We start from the raw sequence: 16,215 nt of genomic DNA, 5'->3' as shown, positions 1-16,215 counted from the left end.
ACTATTTCTTCTCCTCAGCCAATTTTACCTTAACAGCCACGGCGACATTTCGTGGAATGCCACAATTGATAATATCTTCCACGTCTGCTTTTTGAATATTTGGCAAGCTCTTGAAGTGTTTCATGAGTAATTGCTTGCGCTTTGGACCCAAGCCAGCAATGCCGTCCAGTTTTGATGAGAATGAATTTTTAGAGCGTAATTGACGGTGAAAAGTAATGGCAAATCGGTGAACTTCATCTTGAATACGCTGTAAGAGGAAAAATTCTTCAGAATTTCGTGGCAATTCGACCACTTCTAATGGGTCACCAAAGAGCAATTCGTGCGTTTGGTGCTTGTCATTTTTTTGCAGACCAGCAATCGGAATATCAAGACCGAGTTTATTTTCAATGACATCACGCGCCACATTGACCTGACCTTGACCACCATCGATGATAATCAAATCTGGTGGTGTCAATCCATCTTTCATGACACGACTGTATCTACGATAAATAACTTCACGCATGCTGGCATAGTCATCTGGTCCAACCACAGTTTTAATCTTAAATTTACGGTAATCTTTCTTACTTGGTTTCCCATTAACAAAGACAACCATCCCAGCAACAGGGCTTGTTCCTTGAATATTTGAGTTATCAAAAGCCTCAATGCGAACTGGTTTTGGAATATTGAGCAATTCACCGATATTTTCAATGGCACCATGTGTTTTACGGATATCTTTTTCTAGCAAATCAAATTTTTGTTGCAAGCTAACACGAGCATTCTTGATGGCTAGATTAACCAACTGCTTCTTCTCACCACGTTGTGGTTTGATAATTTTTGTATCAACAATGGCTTTAACCAAATCAGCATCAATATCTTGTGGAATAAAGATTTCCTTTGGCACAAAGTGCTTGCTATCACGGTAAAATTGTCCGACGTAAGTCAAGAAATCCTCTTCTGGTTCATTGTAATACGGGAACATATTGACATCACGTTGGATGAGTTTTCCTTGGCGAACAAAGAATACCTGGACACACATCCAACCTTTGTCGACGTAATAACCAAAAATATCACGATCCATCATATCTTGGTTCATAACACGTTGTTTAGTACGAAGGGTTGAAATGGCTTGAAGCAAGTCACGGTATTCAGCTGCGCGTTCAAATTCCAACATTTCAGATGCTTTTTGCATTTTCTCCTTAAGTGCATCAACGATTTTATTATCTTGCCCATTTAAGAAATTCTTGACATCTTGTGCCATATTCACAAAGTAATCGTGATCTACATGGCAAATGGTATGGGCTTTACACTGACCAAGATGGTAGTAAAAGCAAACTTTATTAGCTGGGTTTGTACATTTTTTAAATGGGAAAATGCGGTCCAAAAGTCGCTTAATTTCTGTTGCCGCCCCAGAATCTGGATAAGGACCAAAATACATAGCACCATCTTTTTTGATTTGACGAGTAATCATCAAGCGTGGGTACTGTTCATTCACTGTAATTTTGATAAATGGATAAGATTTATCATCTTTAAGCTTGATGTTATACTTTGGCATATTTTCTTGAATCAGATTGATTTCAAGAAGAAGGGCTTCTGTATTTGACCCAGTAACAATGTATTCAAAATCTTCAATCTCAGAAACCAAGAGTTCAGTCTTAGTATTGTGGCTACCATGAAAATAGCTGCGCACACGATTTTTCAGATTCTTAGCTTTTCCGACATAGATAATCTTGCCGTTTTTATCTTTATGGATATAACAACCAGGGCTATCTGGCAGTAATTCCAATTTATGTTTAATCAGTTCATTCATGGTTTTATTATAGCAAAAAGGCTGCGGCATTGCTTGTTAGGACATTTAGGAAAAGAAAAACCACTCCCGAGGCTCAGGAAGTGGTTTTCGTGTATGGGATTTAATAAAAGGAGAGCTGGTTAATCATTTGGGACAAAAACCAGGTGTTCGTTGACAAAAGCGTCAAAGCCAAGTTCGCTTAATTCGCGACCGTAGCCTGAATTTTTAATGCCTCCAAATGGGATTTCTGGGTGTGATGTCCAACCAGAATTGATAAATGACATGCCAGTTTCAATTTTGGCAGCCACTTCTTTAGCATGGTCAAGATTCTTAGAAAAAATAGTCCCACCAAGACCATAGCTTGAGTCGTTTGCAAGCTCAATGGCTTCTGCTTCGGTGTCCACTTTGTAAATTGAAGCAACTGGACCAAAGATTTCTTGGTTGTAGATTGGATTTTCTTTGGTAATATTTGTTAAAACGGTTGGCATGACAAAGTTTCCTGGGTGATCAATTGGTTCATCACCATAAACCACTGTCGCACCATTTTCTTTAGCTAGCTTGATTTGATCAAGAACTTCTTCTTTGGCAGCTGCTGATGACAATGGGGCTAAAGTTGTCGCTGGGTCCATTGGGTCACCCCATTTAGCTGATTTGAAATGTTTAACCACCATATCGACAAATTTATCGTAATTTTCTTGTCCGACAACGATAAAGCGTTTTGATGACGTACAAACTTGACCAGCATTATAAAGACGTGCAAAGAAGACTGTCTTATCAAGCAAGTCAAAATCAGCATCTTCTAGGATAATAAAGGCATCATTACCACCAAGTTCCATAGATGATTTTTTGAGATTAGCCCCTGCTTCTGCCGCGATAGAGGCACCACCTCGTTCAGAACCTGTTAAACAAACACCAACCACACGTGGGTCTGCAATAGCTTTTGAAACTTGGTCGTAAGACAAGAAAAGATTCTTGAAAGCCCCAACTGGAGCTCCTGCTTCCAAGACCAAATCATCAAAAGCTTGAGCTGACGCAGGACAAATTGATGCATGTTTTAGAATCATTGGATTTCCAATCATGAAATTCGGAGCAAAGACTCGCATGATTTGATAGAATGGGAAATTCCATGGCTCCACAGCTACCAAAACACCTGTAGCTTGCTTAATGTAATAAGCATCGCCGTTAATATTTTCTAGCGGACGAGGTTGGAGAAATTCCTCAGCTTTGTCAGCGTAGTAATCCGCAATTTGAGCACAAAGTTCGACTTCGCCTTTAGCTTCTGTGAAAAGTTTTCCCATGTCTTTTGTCATGACTTCAGCATATTTATCGATGTCACGGCGAAGCAGGTCAGCAATCTTATGCAATTGTGCTTTTCGCTCTGCTAAGCCACCTTCAGCACGCCACTTCTTATAAAGCGCATGCCCATTTGCCAAAGCAGCTTCTAAGTCTGCATCAGTCGCATTATCAAAGCTTTTAAGAACTTCGTTTGTGTAAGGATAAGTTGTTTTGTATGCCATAATATCTCCCTTTCTTGCTTTTTTTTAGCTAATAGCTTGCGCTATTATGATGAGCTTTAAGCAAGTCCATATGAGTCCATTATAGCACTACGGGAAGCGTTTTCAAGAAATAAGTGCATTTCTCAAAAATAAAAAACAATGCTTGGAAAATGCCAAACATTGTTTCTTTTTCACCTTTTACCAAATGCCTAAAATATGTTGCATCAAGAGGCTAACGCAAGTAATGGCTAACCAGCAGGCTGCACCGACACCGATAGCTTGTCCACCTGTCTTGATGAGTTTAACGGGGTTCGTATTTAGACCAATAGCTCCCATCGCCATGACGATGAAGAATTTTGAGAGTACTTTAAGTTGGTCAAAAATCATGGTATCAAAGCCAAAAGCACTTGCGACAGTTGTAACAACTGAGGCTAGCAAGAAATAAAGCACAAACATCGGAAATGCTCTTTTTAGACTGAACGTTTTCTCAGAAGCTCCGCCATTTTTCGATGCTTTATAAGCCTGATAAAATGACAAACCAAGCGTAATTGGAATAATAGCGAGCGTGCGTGTCAACTTAACAATGGTCGCCCCTTCAAGGGTATTTGAGTGATGAATGGCATCCCATGCCGCTGCAGTCGCTGTTACAGATGAAGTGTCATTGACAGCTGTCCCCGCAAAAAGAGCAAAACCATGATTCGTAAGACCAAGCATATCACCCAATGTCGGGAAAATCAGCGCTGCTAGGATGTTAAAGAGGAAGATAACTGAGATACTCTTAGCCACTTCCTCGTCTTTAGCTTTAATGACTGGCGCTGTCGCTGCAATAGCTGAACCACCACAAATCGACGAGCCAACGCCGACCAAGGTTGCTGTATTAACGTCCAGTTTCAACCATTTTTGCAAGCAAAAGGCTACAATCAAAGACGTCGCGATTGTCGAGATGATAATCGGCAACGACTGTACACCAACTTTGACAACCTGCATCAAATTAAGCCCAAACCCCAGTAAAACGACTGCTGTTTGCAAAATGTATTTTGAAGTAAAGGCAATGCCTTTAGCTGTTTTATCGCGTTTCTGATAGAAACTTCCCACAAACATGCCCAGTAAAATAGCAAAGACTGGTGCACCGACCAAAGGAAAGGCTTGCCCTAAGAACCAAGCTGGCACAGCTAAAATCGCGCAAAGAATCACTCCTGGCGCTTTTTTCTGAATTGTTAACATAATGAACTCCTTTTCACGTCACTCATTATAGCGCGCTCAATCTATAATGTAAAATTATGATTTATTATGATACAATAACGAATAATAATTGCAAAGGAGATTTGTCATGCTTGATTATCGTGTGTTTACTTTTATGAAAGTCTGCGAAACGCTTAATTTCACCCAAGCCGCAAAAGAACTGCATATCACTCAGCCTGCTGTCACTAAGCATATCAAAGCTTTGGAAACAGAATATCAAACCAAACTCTTCACGTTTTCTGGCAAACATTGTCAACTGACTCAAAGTGGTAAAGAATTGCTTGATTTACTGACTACCATGAATACTGATATTCAGCATTTTAAGACACACCTCAAGCAAGATTTGCAACCGCTAAATTTTGGGGCGACTTTGACCATTGGTGAGTATGTTTTGACTGATTCTTTAGTGGATATTTTGGCAAATCATCCAAACTTTCAAGTCAAAATGCTGGTGGATAATACCGAGACACTATTGAAGGCTATTGATAATGGGCAGATTGATTTTGCCTTGATTGAAGGATTCTTTTCAAAAGAAAAGTATGATTTTCTGCCTTATCGCACAGAACCTTTTATCGCTGTCGCTTCTCCCGACTCACCCCTAGCAAGCGGTAGCTATTCTTTAGAAGACCTACTAGCCTATCCTATCATCGTTCGCGAGCAAGGGTCTGGAACACGCGAAATGCTTGAAATCACGCTCAAGGAAGCCAACCTGACTATTTCAGATTTTCGCAAAATCACCGAAATTGGCAGCCTCAATACCATTTGTGAGCTGGTCCAAAAAAATCTAGGGATTAGTTTTGTCTACCAAAGCGTGGTTCAAAAAGAAATTTCAGCAGGCAAACTTAAAAAAATCACTTTGGATATTCCTGCCATGAGCCATGATTTTACCTTTATTTGGCGCAAAAATAGCCACTTCAAACATCATTATCAAGATGTTTTTAAGCTCTTCTTCTAATTTTTTAGCTTGATAAAAACGCTTTTTTAACGTAAACTATATAGTTATATAGCCTATGTTAATTTTAGAAAGGGCAATTATGCACTCTACACTAGATATTACAGAACTTTATCAATACGGCGAACGTGTGACCTTTAAAAAGGGAGATAATCTCGCACAATCCGTCGCTGGCGAAACAAGCGGTGATATTTATATCCTATCTTCAGGCATTTGTGCTCTTTCATCTATTTCTTGCGATGGTAGAGAAACAACCTACCTTTACTTTAAAAAGCAACAATTTGTCGGCTTCGTGCCATTGATGAACACGCTACATTTGAACTATTACGGGAAAAAATCGTTTTCAATTGTTGCTAAAACGCCTTGCGTGGCTTACCGCATCTCTAATCGTCAATTTCAAGAATTGTTGGGCTTTCCTTCAGTTGTTAGCCTGATGTTAAATACATTGACAGAAAATCATATTTATCTCATGGAACATTTTCACAGTAGTAAAAATGAACCCGCTTTGGTCCAATTTTGTCGCTTCTTACTTGATCAGGCTGAACCGTGTGAAGCTGGTAATCTAGCCTTAAACACATTCTTTACCTATCAAGAAATCGCCTGCTACCTAGGCATGCACTCAGTAACCATTGCACGAATGGTAAAAGCACTTCGCGCTGAAGAAATGATTGAAAAAACAGGCCATCAGATTCATATTATAAATCCTGATCAAATGGCAAAACTAATCACCGAAGAACGCAAAATCGACTATTAAAGATAAAAGCTAGAAGTTTGAAACTCCTAGCTTTTTGTTTTTATCGTAATAATTTTAACAATTCTTGATAGTTGTGGACGGTGTAGGTAGGGTTGGCTGCGGTGTGGTTGGCTTTTTTATCTGGGTTATACCAGACAGTATCGATGCCAGCATTATTGCCACCTTGGATATCCGCCAGCAAATTATCACCAATCATCAAAGCTTTGTCATGATTAAATCGTGAAATGGCTCCAGAAATCGCATCATAAAAACCTTTATCAGGCTTTTGATAACCAACTTCATCAGAGATAAAGACGTGCTCAAAATAATCTTTAATCCCTGAATTGGCCATACGACCAGTTTGAATCTTGGTGATACCATTTGTTGCACCAAAAATGCGGTAACCTTCTTGATTTAGCTGGTCTAAAAGCTTATCAGCTCCTGGAAGAATCTGACCTTGTTGGCTAAGAAAATCTTGATAGCGCATGGCAAAGGCATGACCATCAACCTCGTGCCCAAAATGCGCAAATAAACGAGAAAAACGCGTGTCCACCAATTCTTTTTTGGTAATTTTTTTCAAGCTTAAATCATTCCAAAGTTTACGATTCATAGGAATATAAACTTCTTTGTAAGTTTCAACATCACCCACGCGCGCCTCTGTCAAAAGCTCTGTCAAAGCAACATCTTCTGCCGCGTTAAAATCAAGCAAAGTATGGTCCAAATCAAACAATAAATCACGGTAAGTCACAAATATTCTCTCACTTTCTTCTATCCAATTGACCCAATTTTTTAACCACAACAGCTAGAAAACTCCCCATAACCCCTAATCCGACAACTGAATACGCCATGGTAAAAATCTTTCCAGCCGCTGTGACGGGATAAATATCCCCGTAGCCAATCGTTGTTAAAGTTGTAAATGAAAAGTAAAGGGCATCTAAATAAGTAAAATGTTCTACGTGTGCATAAAAAAGTGTCCCACTAAGCAATAAAACAGCTGTGACACCAGCAATTCCCCTGGTTTCATCATCCTTAAAGAGTGACCATAAGACACGCAATGTCCGACGCATTTGCAAGAAAAAAGTTATCATGACGTCTCCTTTACTAACGACCCTTTTTTAAGTCAGTAAGATTTGACTTCATTATATCACACATCGCATCTCAAGACACATTACTACTGATAAGTAGCAATCTCTTCTTCTCGTAAAAAGCCGTCTTCCATGACCAACAATCGGTCACAATAAGCAACTAAGCGTCTGTCGTGTGTAACCATTAAGACTGCTTTATTCTTTTCTTTGGCTTCATCGGCTAGAATTTTGACAACTTCCATAGCTTTTTCGGTGTCTAAACTCGCTGTTGGTTCATCAGCCAAAATAATAGTCGGATCATTGTACAAAGCTCTGGCAATAGCCACTCGTTGCCTTTGTCCGCCTGAAATTTCCTCAGGGTATTTGTTTGCGATACTGGCAATACCCAGCTGGTCAAAAAGGCTGTCAATTGATTCGCGCTGCTTTTTCTTATCGACCTTGTCAACCAAGCGCAGCTGGTCTTTGATTTTTAAAAAGGGCACTAGGTTGGAAGCTTGCAGGATAAAGCCGATTTGGTCAAAACGCATCTTAGCACGCGCTTTTTCCTTTTTCTGGCTAAAAGCTTGGCCGTTCAATCTCACTTCACCTTGTGACGGTGATTGCAGCCCACCGATAATGGTCAAAAAAGTACTTTTTCCAGAACCTGATGGGCCAATCACTGCGACAAATTCACCTTTGTTAATCGTCAAATTTGTCTCTTTCAAAGCTTCAATTTGCTCTGGGCCATCTTTGAAATATTTTTTGATATTGATTAATTCAATTGCTGTCATGATTATCTCCTAACCGATTGCCTTTAAAGGGTCAACTTTGACAATGCTTACCACTGAGAAAAGGGCACCAAACACAGCGATAAGAATCATCAGCACGCTGATGCCTGCAAAGAAAATGGGATTAATCTGGAAAGGCACACTAGTTGGCAACACTAAAGCGCTAGCCATTGTCACCAAAAGCCCTAACCCAACTGCCAAGAGCGCCAGAATGAAGGTCTGTGCGAAAACCATTCGTGACAGATAGCCGTTAGAAATGCCTTGAGCTTTTAAGACGCCAAAAATTTCTTTCTTCTGAAGGGTCAAAATGTAGATAAAAATCCCAATCACGATAGCAGCGATGACGATTAAAAAGCCAATCATGAAAGAAAAGGTCAGATTTTGAGCTTTATAACCTGGAAGATTCTCGATGAAGCTTGCTGTGGTCATGCTTTCAAGCCCTTTTGGAACTTGATTAACCTTGCCACGAACCACAAGAGCACTGATTGTAGTAGCTTGGCTATTATCACCGAGAATGCTTGTCAGTGTGTCCTTGTTCAGATACAAAACAGGTTGCACATTAAAGCTAGCCTTATCCGTAAAACCAGTGATAGTCAACTTTTTGCCACTATCTCCAAGAATAATCTCATCACCAATCTCTAGTTGATAAGCTTTTTTCAAACTACTATCTGCTACAACTTGTCCAGTTTTTGAGAAAATCTTTCCATCACTAAGCTTTGGTCGTAAGAATTCATCTGACTTAATGGCAAATAAATTGACATTCACCTTCGACTTATCATTAGCTTTTATGGTCGCTGAATCTTGTGTCAATTCAGCAGTTTGGTCTGCCTTGACTTCATCTGCTAAGGCTGTAGAAAAGCGTGACAAACGTAAATTTTTATTAGCTTGTTCGCTTAAGATAACATGGTCAGCTTTCCAAGAATCAACCGCCGAGCGATTGGTCTGGGCTAAACCATTAGCCAAGCCCGTCAGGAAAAAGACCAAGTAAGCAATCAAGAAAATCACTCCAATCACTAATCCATAACGCAGCTTCGAGTGTTTCATTTCATTCCAGGCTAAAAACATAAGTGCCCTCCTCTATTTCGATTACTGTTAGCTTACTATGATTTTCAAGTAAAGTACATTAATTTGATTGCAAATTTTACCGTTTTCATGAAAACCCAGACACAGCAAGGGATAGGAAAAAAGCACCTCAAAATGAGATGCTTTCTAAATCTTTATTTCCCTTCCAATCGTTCTTTGAGTTTTTCAACAAAGAGGTAGGCTGCTGGGCAGAAAAGGGTATTTTTAATGGTTAGATTATTGATTTGATAGATTTTTTTGCGGTCTGTGTGTGGAAATTCACGGCAAGCTTTCGGGCGCACGTCGTAAATGGTACAAAGGTTGTCATCGCCTAAAAATGGACAAGGCATTGATTGAAAGACTTTGTCGCCGTCTTCATCAACACGAAGGTACATGTCTTCAAATACGCCAAGTTTCATGCGAAAGACTTTTGAGATACGCGTGATGTCAGCCTCGGTAAAGAGCGGACCTAAGCTTTTACAGCAGTTAGCACATTTGGTGCAATCAATCTCGTTGAAAACTTCTGTGTGAATTTCTTGAGTGATTTTATCAAGATTTTTAGGAGCTTTTTTCTTGAGTGTTGCTAAAAATTTGCGGTGTTCTTTTTGTTTTTGTTGAGCTAGTTCATGATAACGTTCAATGTCAATATCTGTCATTTTCATACTTTCTAATATTGTTTTCAGTCAGAAAATATTATAGCACAAATAAAAAGAGGACTCAAAAACCTCTTTGATTGTCAGCGCAGCTTTAACAAAGCCACGCGCTCTTGTTCTTTTATCTCTCGAATAAATCTGTCAAATTCTGCTTTTGCTGCTCTGCTATTTTTCAAATCACAATCAAATGAAAGATTCTCTAAAAAGACGGGGTCAGTTCCCTTTTCTTGATAAATATTTCCTTGAAAGAAATAGCGGCGAGTCTTTCGGTCAATGGCAACAACTGAGGAACGCCAACGCGACTTTGCTTGATTGTCTGGTTTCCAGCTGATTTTGAGCTGCTGCCCGTGATAATACCAGCCCATCAATTGCAGAGCTATTTGCTTGTTTTTTATCGGGTCTTGGTAAAAGCACGGCAGAGCAACGGCTTGATTATCTAAAAGAGAAAAAGGATGGAAATCCTGAATCCCTTGATAATCATCGTAAGAGATGGCATTGTCAGAATCATCTGAGTGAAAAAGCGCCGAATGCGCATCACGAAAGGGATCATAAACATCATCAATTTTTTTCCCGTATGCAATCCAATCCATAGCTGCTTGATTATAATAAGTTATATAATCTTTTTGGTCATCTCGACTACTTGGGACTTGTAAAATCTGAATCGTCTCACGCGCCTTAATCGGAACAGACATCATGGCATTGTAAAGCATCGATGTCGTAAACACCTTGATACGTTTTAATTCCTTGCTATAACCTTTTTCCGAGCGATTAAGCACGTAAAAATCAGCCGACTCATCCAATTTAAAAACAATAACAAATTGTAAATTTTTTCGTTTCTGGTCTATTCTAAAAATCGGTGTGGCGTATTGAGTATCTTTTTTAAAGAGTTTTAAAAACTTGCCAGCCCGAACCAATCTCGTGTGTTTCATTTGCATCATGATTTCTAGTTTAACATGGTCAAAAGAAATTGTCACGATAAGTAGTATCAAAAAACGCCCAAACTATTTCTTGGACGTTATTATTGAATGGATTATTTTTTGGTTTTAGGAGTAAAAGGTTAATTAGATTTTATAGGTTGTTATAATCTTCTTCGCTTACTGCTTCTAGCCAAGTGTTTGAGGTATTTTCACCTGGGACTTCTAGCGAAATATGGCTAAACCATGAGTCTTTCTTAGCACCGTGCCAGTGTTTTGTATTGGCTGGAATCACAATAACTTTACCCGGTTCAAGACTGACAGCTTTCTTACCTTCTTCTTGATACCAACCTTGACCTGCGGTACAAATCAGAATTTGACCGCCACCTTTGTCAGCCTTGTGAATATGCCAGTGATTTCTACATCCTGGCTCAAAGGTCACATTTGCTAAATGAAGTGGTGATTCCGCATCAACCAAGGGATTGAGGAAAGAATTGCCATCAAAATATTGTGCGTATGCGTCGTTTGCTCGCCCTTTTCCAAAGACATTTTCTCTATCAAAAAGTTCTTTATCTGTCATCGATTTCTCCCTCACTTAATCTTCGCTCCAAACTTCTTTTGCAAGATTGAAGACTGCCCAAGCTTTTGGCCAACCTGCGTAGAAAGCTACGTGTGTGATAACAGCAGCAATCTCAGCTTTGCTAACACCATTGTTCTTAGCATTTTGTAAATGATAAACAAGAGAACTGTCGGTGATACCAGATGACATAAGAGCTACAACCGTGATGATACAACGTGTTTTAAGGTCAATATCGCTATTATTCCAGTTCTCACCAAAAAGTACGTCATCATTAAAATGCGCAAAATCTGGTGCAAATTCACCCAATTGGTCACGTCCTGCTGTTTGTTTAATTGTCATGTTGACTCCTCTTTTCTAAACGCTTAATCAGCTGTTCCTTCTTCAAAAAGACTCTCTTCTTTTTTCAAAATGATGTTTTTATAATTCTCAATTTTATAATCTAGTCGTTCTTTGGCAGCTCGCAGTTCAGCAATACGAGAAATTAATTTTTCGCGTTGTTCTTCTAAAATTTTCATTCGTGCTTTTTCCGTGCCTTCACCTTCTTCAACCAAACTCATGTATTCAATCAAAGATTCTACGCTCATGCCAGCACTTCTAAAACAACGAATAAACTCAAGAGCAGCAATATCTTGTTCAGAAAAATCCCTGACACCAGATTTATTTCGGCGCACTCGAGGCAATAATCCAATACGCTCATAATAGCGGATAGTGTCTGCTGAAACGCCCGTTTGCTCACTGACTTTTTTGATATTCATAACTCATCTCCTCTCATCTTTCTAACACAGTATATACCTTAGAGTTAACTCCAAGTCAAGCAAATCGCACAAAAAAACTTGGGAAAACCCAAGTTTTTACTCTTATTTCTTCTTATCTAAACGTGACAAAAGACTATTGAAATCAGGTAGCGATAAATTTATCTTATCTCTGCTAAAGTTTCCCAAGCGACTGTGCCCAACAAAGGCTTGCAAGAATAATTTAGCTGATTTAGCTAGCAAGAGCTTTTTCTCTGTTCCGATAGAATAAAAGGAAGCAATGCTGGTGGCTAATTTGGTTCCAAATTCTCGGTCGATTGTGACGTCATTGATGCTATGAATTCCGCTTGACATCAAAGTATCAAAGAGTGTGTCAAAAAGTATTTTCAATTCTTGGCTAGACAATTCATTCATCCATTGCTTGAAAGTCTTCTCAAGATTTTGGCTTAAATCAGTTTGGCGCTCAGCTAAGATTAGCTCACCTGTTTCTTCATTAAATTGCCACGACGTAAGGGCATGCTGCATGATGCCTGAAGCATTACTCTTAACCACAATCGGCTCAATGTCGTTGTAAAGCATAATGCCAACGATAGATTCTTCTGGTCGAATCACCGTCACGCGCTCGCGAATCGCCTTATAGCCATCACTTTCAAGACCTTTTTCTTGCAAACCTGGCGCATCAAGCATATAAACTTTTTCGATTTGCTCACGAAGCAGGTCATTAACATGGGCCACAGCATAAAGGGCCAAGTTTCCACCCTTAGAATGACCGCTGACGGTAACCTTGCCAGAATGTTCTTCCAAATAACGTTCAAGGTAAGCAACCGCTGCTCGGTGAGCAGGAATTTCTTGAACATAAGTCAGTTTAAAATCCTCTTTCCAGCCAATCATGGTATCATCTGTCCCGCGAAAAACCAGCTGATGATGGTTAATTTCAGGTAAAGTAAAGACCATAGCTGAAAACTGTCTTTCGTATTCCGCATCAACGTCATTGACATAATCAGACAAATTCAAATTGGCAAAACGTTTTGAAGCCACAACTTTCTGCAAGAGGTTAATCCGCTCTTCAGTCACTAAAAAACTATGACTAAAGGTCTTTTCTCCTGTGATATAAGGTAATAAGACCTCATGTAGATTAACGGTCTTTTTAAAATCAATTGACGCATCCAACTCTTCAAAGCAAAAATAACCAAGCTCATTTAAACATAAAATATCAGCTTCGTTAAATGCAAATTCGTCAAACGTACGACTACCATTACAGTCTAAATAATCATTAATTGTTGCCATAATTCTCCCCTAACTCTTGAATTTTACAGAGATTTGCAAAGAGTGTCAAGGAAAAACCAGACCACAATAGCAAGTCATTCTACTTCCGCATGATGCGCTTACGCCATTCCTCAAGCCCAACAATGACAAACGGACACAGTACCAAATATACCCAATGCCAAAAACCTAGACTTGCGGTATTGAATAGATTATGGAAAATAGGCACATAAACTAAAATGACAAAAATAATCAATTCAACAATCAAACCGATATTAATCAAAGGATTACCAAATAATTGTAACTTGCGAATCGATTGATCAGATGTTCGACTATTCATCACCATACCAATTTGACAGAAAATAATAGCACCAAGAGTCATAGTTGTAGCTTCTTGATAAAGTTGACCTGAACCAGCAAGCTCAGTCAAATTGCCATTATGCAAGAGATAAGTGATAAAGAAGGCCCCCATAGCAAGCGCTGATTCAATCAAGCCATACCATAGAAAAGCTTTGATAAGCAATTTTTTATCTAACAAACGGTCTGTCAACTTGCGAGGTGGTTGATTCATGACACCTGGTTCTGGAGGTTCAACCCCTAAACCAAGCGCTGGAATCATATCTGTTCCCAAATCAACTGCTAGAATTTGCATAACAGTCAAAGGAAGTGGCACAAAGCCTCGTGACAAAAGGAAGAATGCAGACGGTACCGCTTCTGGTGTGTTGGAATTAAAGATGTAGGTCAAGAATTTCTTGATGTTATGGTAAACGGCACGTCCTTCTTCAACCGCATCAACGATGGAAGCAAAGTGGTCGTCTGTTAAAATCATATCCGCAGACTCTTTAGCAACATCAGTACCAGTTACCCCCATGGCAACACCGATATCAGCCTTTTTAAGAGCTGGAGCGTCATTGACACCATCACCAGTTACAGCAACGACTTCGCCCAATTCTTGTAGAGCTGTTACCACACGGTATTTTTGTTCTGGTGCCACACGCGCAAAGACAATCTCACCTTTAAGAGCTTCTTTTAAGGCATCATCAGACATCTCTTCTAACTCAAGACCTGTTACCACACGCGCGTCATCACCACGCACAATACCAATTTTCTTAGCGATACTAAGAGCTGTCAATCCATAATCACCAGTCACCATGATAATACGGATACTTGCTTTATGGCATTTTTCAATAGCTTCACGAACACCGTCACGTGGTGGGTCACTCATGGCAATCAAACCAAGAAAAATCATATTCTTTTCAAGAGTTTCTTGTGTCCAATCATCTTCTTGAGTCAATTGGTCGCTTTCCAAAGTTCGATAAGCAAGTGCCAAAACCCGCAAACCATCCTTAGCAAAAGCATCATTGGCAGCTAAGATTCTCGCTTGAACGTCTGCCGTCATTTCATGAATACCTTTTTGATCTTTGTAAAAATGGCAGAGCTCTACCATTTCTTTTGGAGCACCTTTGGTGATGGACACCAAAGAACTGCCATCAACTAAGCTGTCAACTTGGTTAACAGTCGTCATGCGCTTGCGCACTGAATCAAAAGGTAATTCTTTCAAACGCGGTGCCCAGTCATTATTTTTCTCTAAGGTTAAGCCAGCTTTTTCCGCCAAGACATTCAAGCAGGCTTCCGTTGGGTCACCAAGTACTGTGTAAGAAGGATTGTCATCATTTGGCGCCAAGACTTGTGCATTGCTACAGAGGTGAGCGAAGCGGACTAAGTATTCCAGCGGTTGATTTTCGACAAGCGCAGCTTTCTTACCATTGCTGTTGCGGATATCACCTTCAGCTGCATAACCAAGGCCAGTCACCTCATATTGACCAGACACTTGCCAGAGGTGATTGACTGTCATGGCATTTTGAGTCAATGTCCCGGTTTTATCCGAGCAAATGACTGAGGTTGCTCCCAAGGTTTCAACTGACGATAATTTTTTAACCAAGGCATTGGACTTAGCCATGCGTTGCACCGCCATTGCCAAAGAAAGGGTTACTGTTGGAAGCAAACCTTCTGGGATAAAAGCAACAATCATCCCAAGGGCAAAAATGAAAGATTTAGCAAAAGGTTCACGAACAAATAAAGTTGCTGCGATAAAGAAGATAACACCTACTGTAATGGCAATGACCGAAATTTGTTTGGTCAAATGGTCCAATTCTTTTTGAAGTGGACTCTTGTCATCAGTCATATTTTGCGTCAAATGAGCGATTTGCCCAAATTGTGTTGACATACCGATTGCAGACACAACCATTTTAGCTGAACCAGATGAAACAGTCGTTCCGGCAAAGACCATATTGTCATACTCGAGAGCTGTTTTTTGCGGGTCAGTATCAGCTTCGCTATTTTTATAAACAGGATTTGATTCACCGGTTAAGGCAGATTGGTTAACCTGCAAATCAGTCGCAAAGATAATACGACCATCAGCTGAAATACGGTCTCCTTCTTCAATCAAGACAAGGTCACCAGGCACCAATTCTTCAGCTAAGACTTTTTCTTCTTGCCCCTCACGAATAACACGCGCATAAGAAGGCAACATTTTCTTCAACGCCTGAGTTGCTTGACTAGCCCGATATTCTTGAACAAAGCTAAAAACCCCATTGATAATATTGACAAACCAGATAGCAAGCCCTAGTTCAACACTATGAGATAAAATAGCCACCGCTCCACCTACCCAAAGCAAAATCGCCATTAGACTGGTGAAGTTTTTAATAAAGGTCACAATGATAGGTTCTTTTTGCGCTTCTTTTAACCGATTAGGACCATATTGTTTTTGACGTTCTTTAACTTGTTTTCGACTTAGTCCAGAGCTTTGCGTAGCAGCGGCCTGATAAACGTCCTTTGCTGCGTAAGTTTCAAGGCCAAGTTGAACATTATTTTTTTGTGTTCTATCAGTCATAACTTGTTCCTCGATTTCTAAAAACGGTTTCACGTTCTTAAGGCCATTATACTACTTT

Annotated in this window: 16 protein-coding genes; 2 read left to right on the top strand and 14 right to left on the bottom strand. The window is 39.8% G+C overall.

Annotated elements, in window-relative coordinates:
- Position 1: 1 nt before the first annotated feature.
- The 3 genes from uvrC to BMX18_RS05210 form a co-directional block, all read right to left on the bottom strand.
- Positions 2-1,786: an excinuclease ABC subunit UvrC gene (gene uvrC / locus BMX18_RS05220; protein ID WP_093815601.1), complete on the bottom strand. Its 1,785-nt coding sequence runs from the start codon at positions 1,784-1,786 to the stop codon at positions 2-4.
- 119 nt (positions 1,787-1,905) lie between these two features.
- Positions 1,906-3,282, bottom strand: a complete 1,377-nt coding sequence (locus BMX18_RS05215) for an NAD-dependent succinate-semialdehyde dehydrogenase (protein WP_093815445.1) — start codon at positions 3,280-3,282, stop codon at positions 1,906-1,908.
- Positions 3,283-3,459: 177 nt separating this feature from the next.
- A complete protein-coding gene (locus tag BMX18_RS05210) occupies positions 3,460-4,485 on the bottom strand; it encodes a YeiH family protein (protein WP_093815443.1) in 1,026 nt (341 codons plus the stop codon).
- Positions 4,486-4,591: 106 nt separating this feature from the next.
- On the opposite strand from BMX18_RS05210, the gene BMX18_RS05205 reads away from it, so the two are divergent.
- Together BMX18_RS05205 and BMX18_RS05200 are read left to right on the top strand one after the other, a co-directional pair.
- Positions 4,592-5,458, top strand: a complete 867-nt coding sequence (locus tag BMX18_RS05205; protein ID WP_093815441.1) for a LysR family transcriptional regulator — start codon at positions 4,592-4,594, stop codon at positions 5,456-5,458.
- 79 nt (positions 5,459-5,537) lie between these two features.
- Entirely contained in the window at positions 5,538-6,209 is a 672-nt protein-coding gene (locus BMX18_RS05200; RefSeq protein WP_074482065.1) for a Crp/Fnr family transcriptional regulator, read from the top strand.
- 40 nt (positions 6,210-6,249) lie between these two features.
- Here BMX18_RS05200 and BMX18_RS05195 read toward each other — a convergent pair whose 3' ends face one another.
- The 11 genes from BMX18_RS05195 to BMX18_RS05145 all read right to left on the bottom strand — a co-directional run bounded on the left by BMX18_RS05195 (position 6,250) and on the right by BMX18_RS05145 (position 16,157).
- The gene (locus tag BMX18_RS05195; protein WP_093815439.1) at positions 6,250-6,936 is read right to left on the bottom strand and encodes a pyrimidine 5'-nucleotidase PynA; all 687 of its coding nucleotides are present in this window, start codon (positions 6,934-6,936) and stop codon (positions 6,250-6,252) included.
- 10 nt (positions 6,937-6,946) lie between these two features.
- Positions 6,947-7,276, bottom strand: coding sequence for a potassium channel family protein (locus tag BMX18_RS05190; protein WP_074563462.1), 330 nt, complete (start codon positions 7,274-7,276; stop codon positions 6,947-6,949).
- A gap of 83 nt (positions 7,277-7,359) precedes the next feature.
- Positions 7,360-8,043, bottom strand: coding sequence for an ABC transporter ATP-binding protein (locus BMX18_RS05185; protein ID WP_074601668.1), 684 nt, complete (start codon positions 8,041-8,043; stop codon positions 7,360-7,362).
- Between the two features lie 9 nt (positions 8,044-8,052).
- A complete protein-coding gene (locus BMX18_RS05180; protein ID WP_093815437.1) occupies positions 8,053-9,105 on the bottom strand; it encodes an ABC transporter permease in 1,053 nt (350 codons plus the stop codon).
- A 152-nt stretch (positions 9,106-9,257) separates the two neighbouring features.
- Positions 9,258-9,758 (bottom strand): YkgJ family cysteine cluster protein, encoded by a 501-nt coding sequence (locus BMX18_RS05175; RefSeq protein WP_021142109.1) that lies wholly within the window; start codon positions 9,756-9,758, stop codon positions 9,258-9,260.
- Positions 9,759-9,838: 80 nt separating this feature from the next.
- Positions 9,839-10,693, bottom strand: coding sequence for a hypothetical protein (locus tag BMX18_RS05170; protein WP_093815599.1), 855 nt, complete (start codon positions 10,691-10,693; stop codon positions 9,839-9,841).
- Between the two features lie 130 nt (positions 10,694-10,823).
- Entirely contained in the window at positions 10,824-11,249 is a 426-nt protein-coding gene (locus BMX18_RS05165; protein WP_093815435.1) for a cupin domain-containing protein, read from the bottom strand.
- Between the two features lie 15 nt (positions 11,250-11,264).
- Positions 11,265-11,588: a carboxymuconolactone decarboxylase family protein gene (locus tag BMX18_RS05160; RefSeq protein ID WP_093815433.1), complete on the bottom strand. Its 324-nt coding sequence runs from the start codon at positions 11,586-11,588 to the stop codon at positions 11,265-11,267.
- Positions 11,589-11,611: 23 nt separating this feature from the next.
- Positions 11,612-12,004 (bottom strand): stress response transcriptional regulator NmlR, encoded by a 393-nt coding sequence (nmlR, locus tag BMX18_RS05155; protein ID WP_093815431.1) that lies wholly within the window; start codon positions 12,002-12,004, stop codon positions 11,612-11,614.
- A 102-nt stretch (positions 12,005-12,106) separates the two neighbouring features.
- Positions 12,107-13,288 carry an Mbeg1-like protein gene (locus BMX18_RS05150; RefSeq protein ID WP_093815429.1) on the bottom strand — a complete coding sequence of 394 codons (1,182 nt, stop codon included), beginning with the start codon at positions 13,286-13,288 and terminating at the stop codon, positions 12,107-12,109.
- 79 nt (positions 13,289-13,367) lie between these two features.
- Positions 13,368-16,157 carry a cation-translocating P-type ATPase gene (locus BMX18_RS05145; RefSeq protein ID WP_093815427.1) on the bottom strand — a complete coding sequence of 930 codons (2,790 nt, stop codon included), beginning with the start codon at positions 16,155-16,157 and terminating at the stop codon, positions 13,368-13,370.
- Positions 16,158-16,215 lie beyond the last annotated feature (58 nt).

The organism is Streptococcus sp. 45 (assembly GCF_900108865.1).
In the GTDB taxonomy this organism is placed as follows: domain Bacteria; phylum Bacillota; class Bacilli; order Lactobacillales; family Streptococcaceae; genus Streptococcus; species Streptococcus ruminicola.
This window is presented reverse-complemented; position numbering and strand designations above follow the sequence as displayed.

What these genes read in the sequence shown, in the direction of transcription:
- BMX18_RS05200 (WP_074482065.1), top strand. Translation starts at nt 5,538, where the DNA reads ATGCACTCTACACTAGATATTACAGAACTTTATCAATACGGCGAACGT.
- BMX18_RS05160 (WP_093815433.1), bottom strand. Translation starts at nt 11,588, where the DNA reads ATGACAATTAAACAAACAGCAGGACGTGACCAATTGGGTGAATTTGCA.
- BMX18_RS05170 (WP_093815599.1), bottom strand. Translation starts at nt 10,693, where the DNA reads ATGATGCAAATGAAACACACGAGATTGGTTCGGGCTGGCAAGTTTTTA.
- BMX18_RS05190 (WP_074563462.1), bottom strand. Translation starts at nt 7,276, where the DNA reads ATGATAACTTTTTTCTTGCAAATGCGTCGGACATTGCGTGTCTTATGG.
- BMX18_RS05180 (WP_093815437.1), bottom strand. Translation starts at nt 9,105, where the DNA reads ATGTTTTTAGCCTGGAATGAAATGAAACACTCGAAGCTGCGTTATGGA.
- BMX18_RS05185 (WP_074601668.1), bottom strand. Translation starts at nt 8,043, where the DNA reads ATGACAGCAATTGAATTAATCAATATCAAAAAATATTTCAAAGATGGC.
- BMX18_RS05175 (WP_021142109.1), bottom strand. Translation starts at nt 9,758, where the DNA reads ATGACAGATATTGACATTGAACGTTATCATGAACTAGCTCAACAAAAA.
- uvrC (WP_093815601.1), bottom strand. Translation starts at nt 1,786, where the DNA reads ATGAATGAACTGATTAAACATAAATTGGAATTACTGCCAGATAGCCCT.
- BMX18_RS05150 (WP_093815429.1), bottom strand. Translation starts at nt 13,288, where the DNA reads ATGGCAACAATTAATGATTATTTAGACTGTAATGGTAGTCGTACGTTT.
- BMX18_RS05165 (WP_093815435.1), bottom strand. Translation starts at nt 11,249, where the DNA reads ATGACAGATAAAGAACTTTTTGATAGAGAAAATGTCTTTGGAAAAGGG.
- BMX18_RS05210 (WP_093815443.1), bottom strand. Translation starts at nt 4,485, where the DNA reads ATGTTAACAATTCAGAAAAAAGCGCCAGGAGTGATTCTTTGCGCGATT.
- BMX18_RS05215 (WP_093815445.1), bottom strand. Translation starts at nt 3,282, where the DNA reads ATGGCATACAAAACAACTTATCCTTACACAAACGAAGTTCTTAAAAGC.
- BMX18_RS05145 (WP_093815427.1), bottom strand. Translation starts at nt 16,157, where the DNA reads ATGACTGATAGAACACAAAAAAATAATGTTCAACTTGGCCTTGAAACT.
- BMX18_RS05205 (WP_093815441.1), top strand. Translation starts at nt 4,592, where the DNA reads ATGCTTGATTATCGTGTGTTTACTTTTATGAAAGTCTGCGAAACGCTT.
- nmlR (WP_093815431.1), bottom strand. Translation starts at nt 12,004, where the DNA reads ATGAATATCAAAAAAGTCAGTGAGCAAACGGGCGTTTCAGCAGACACT.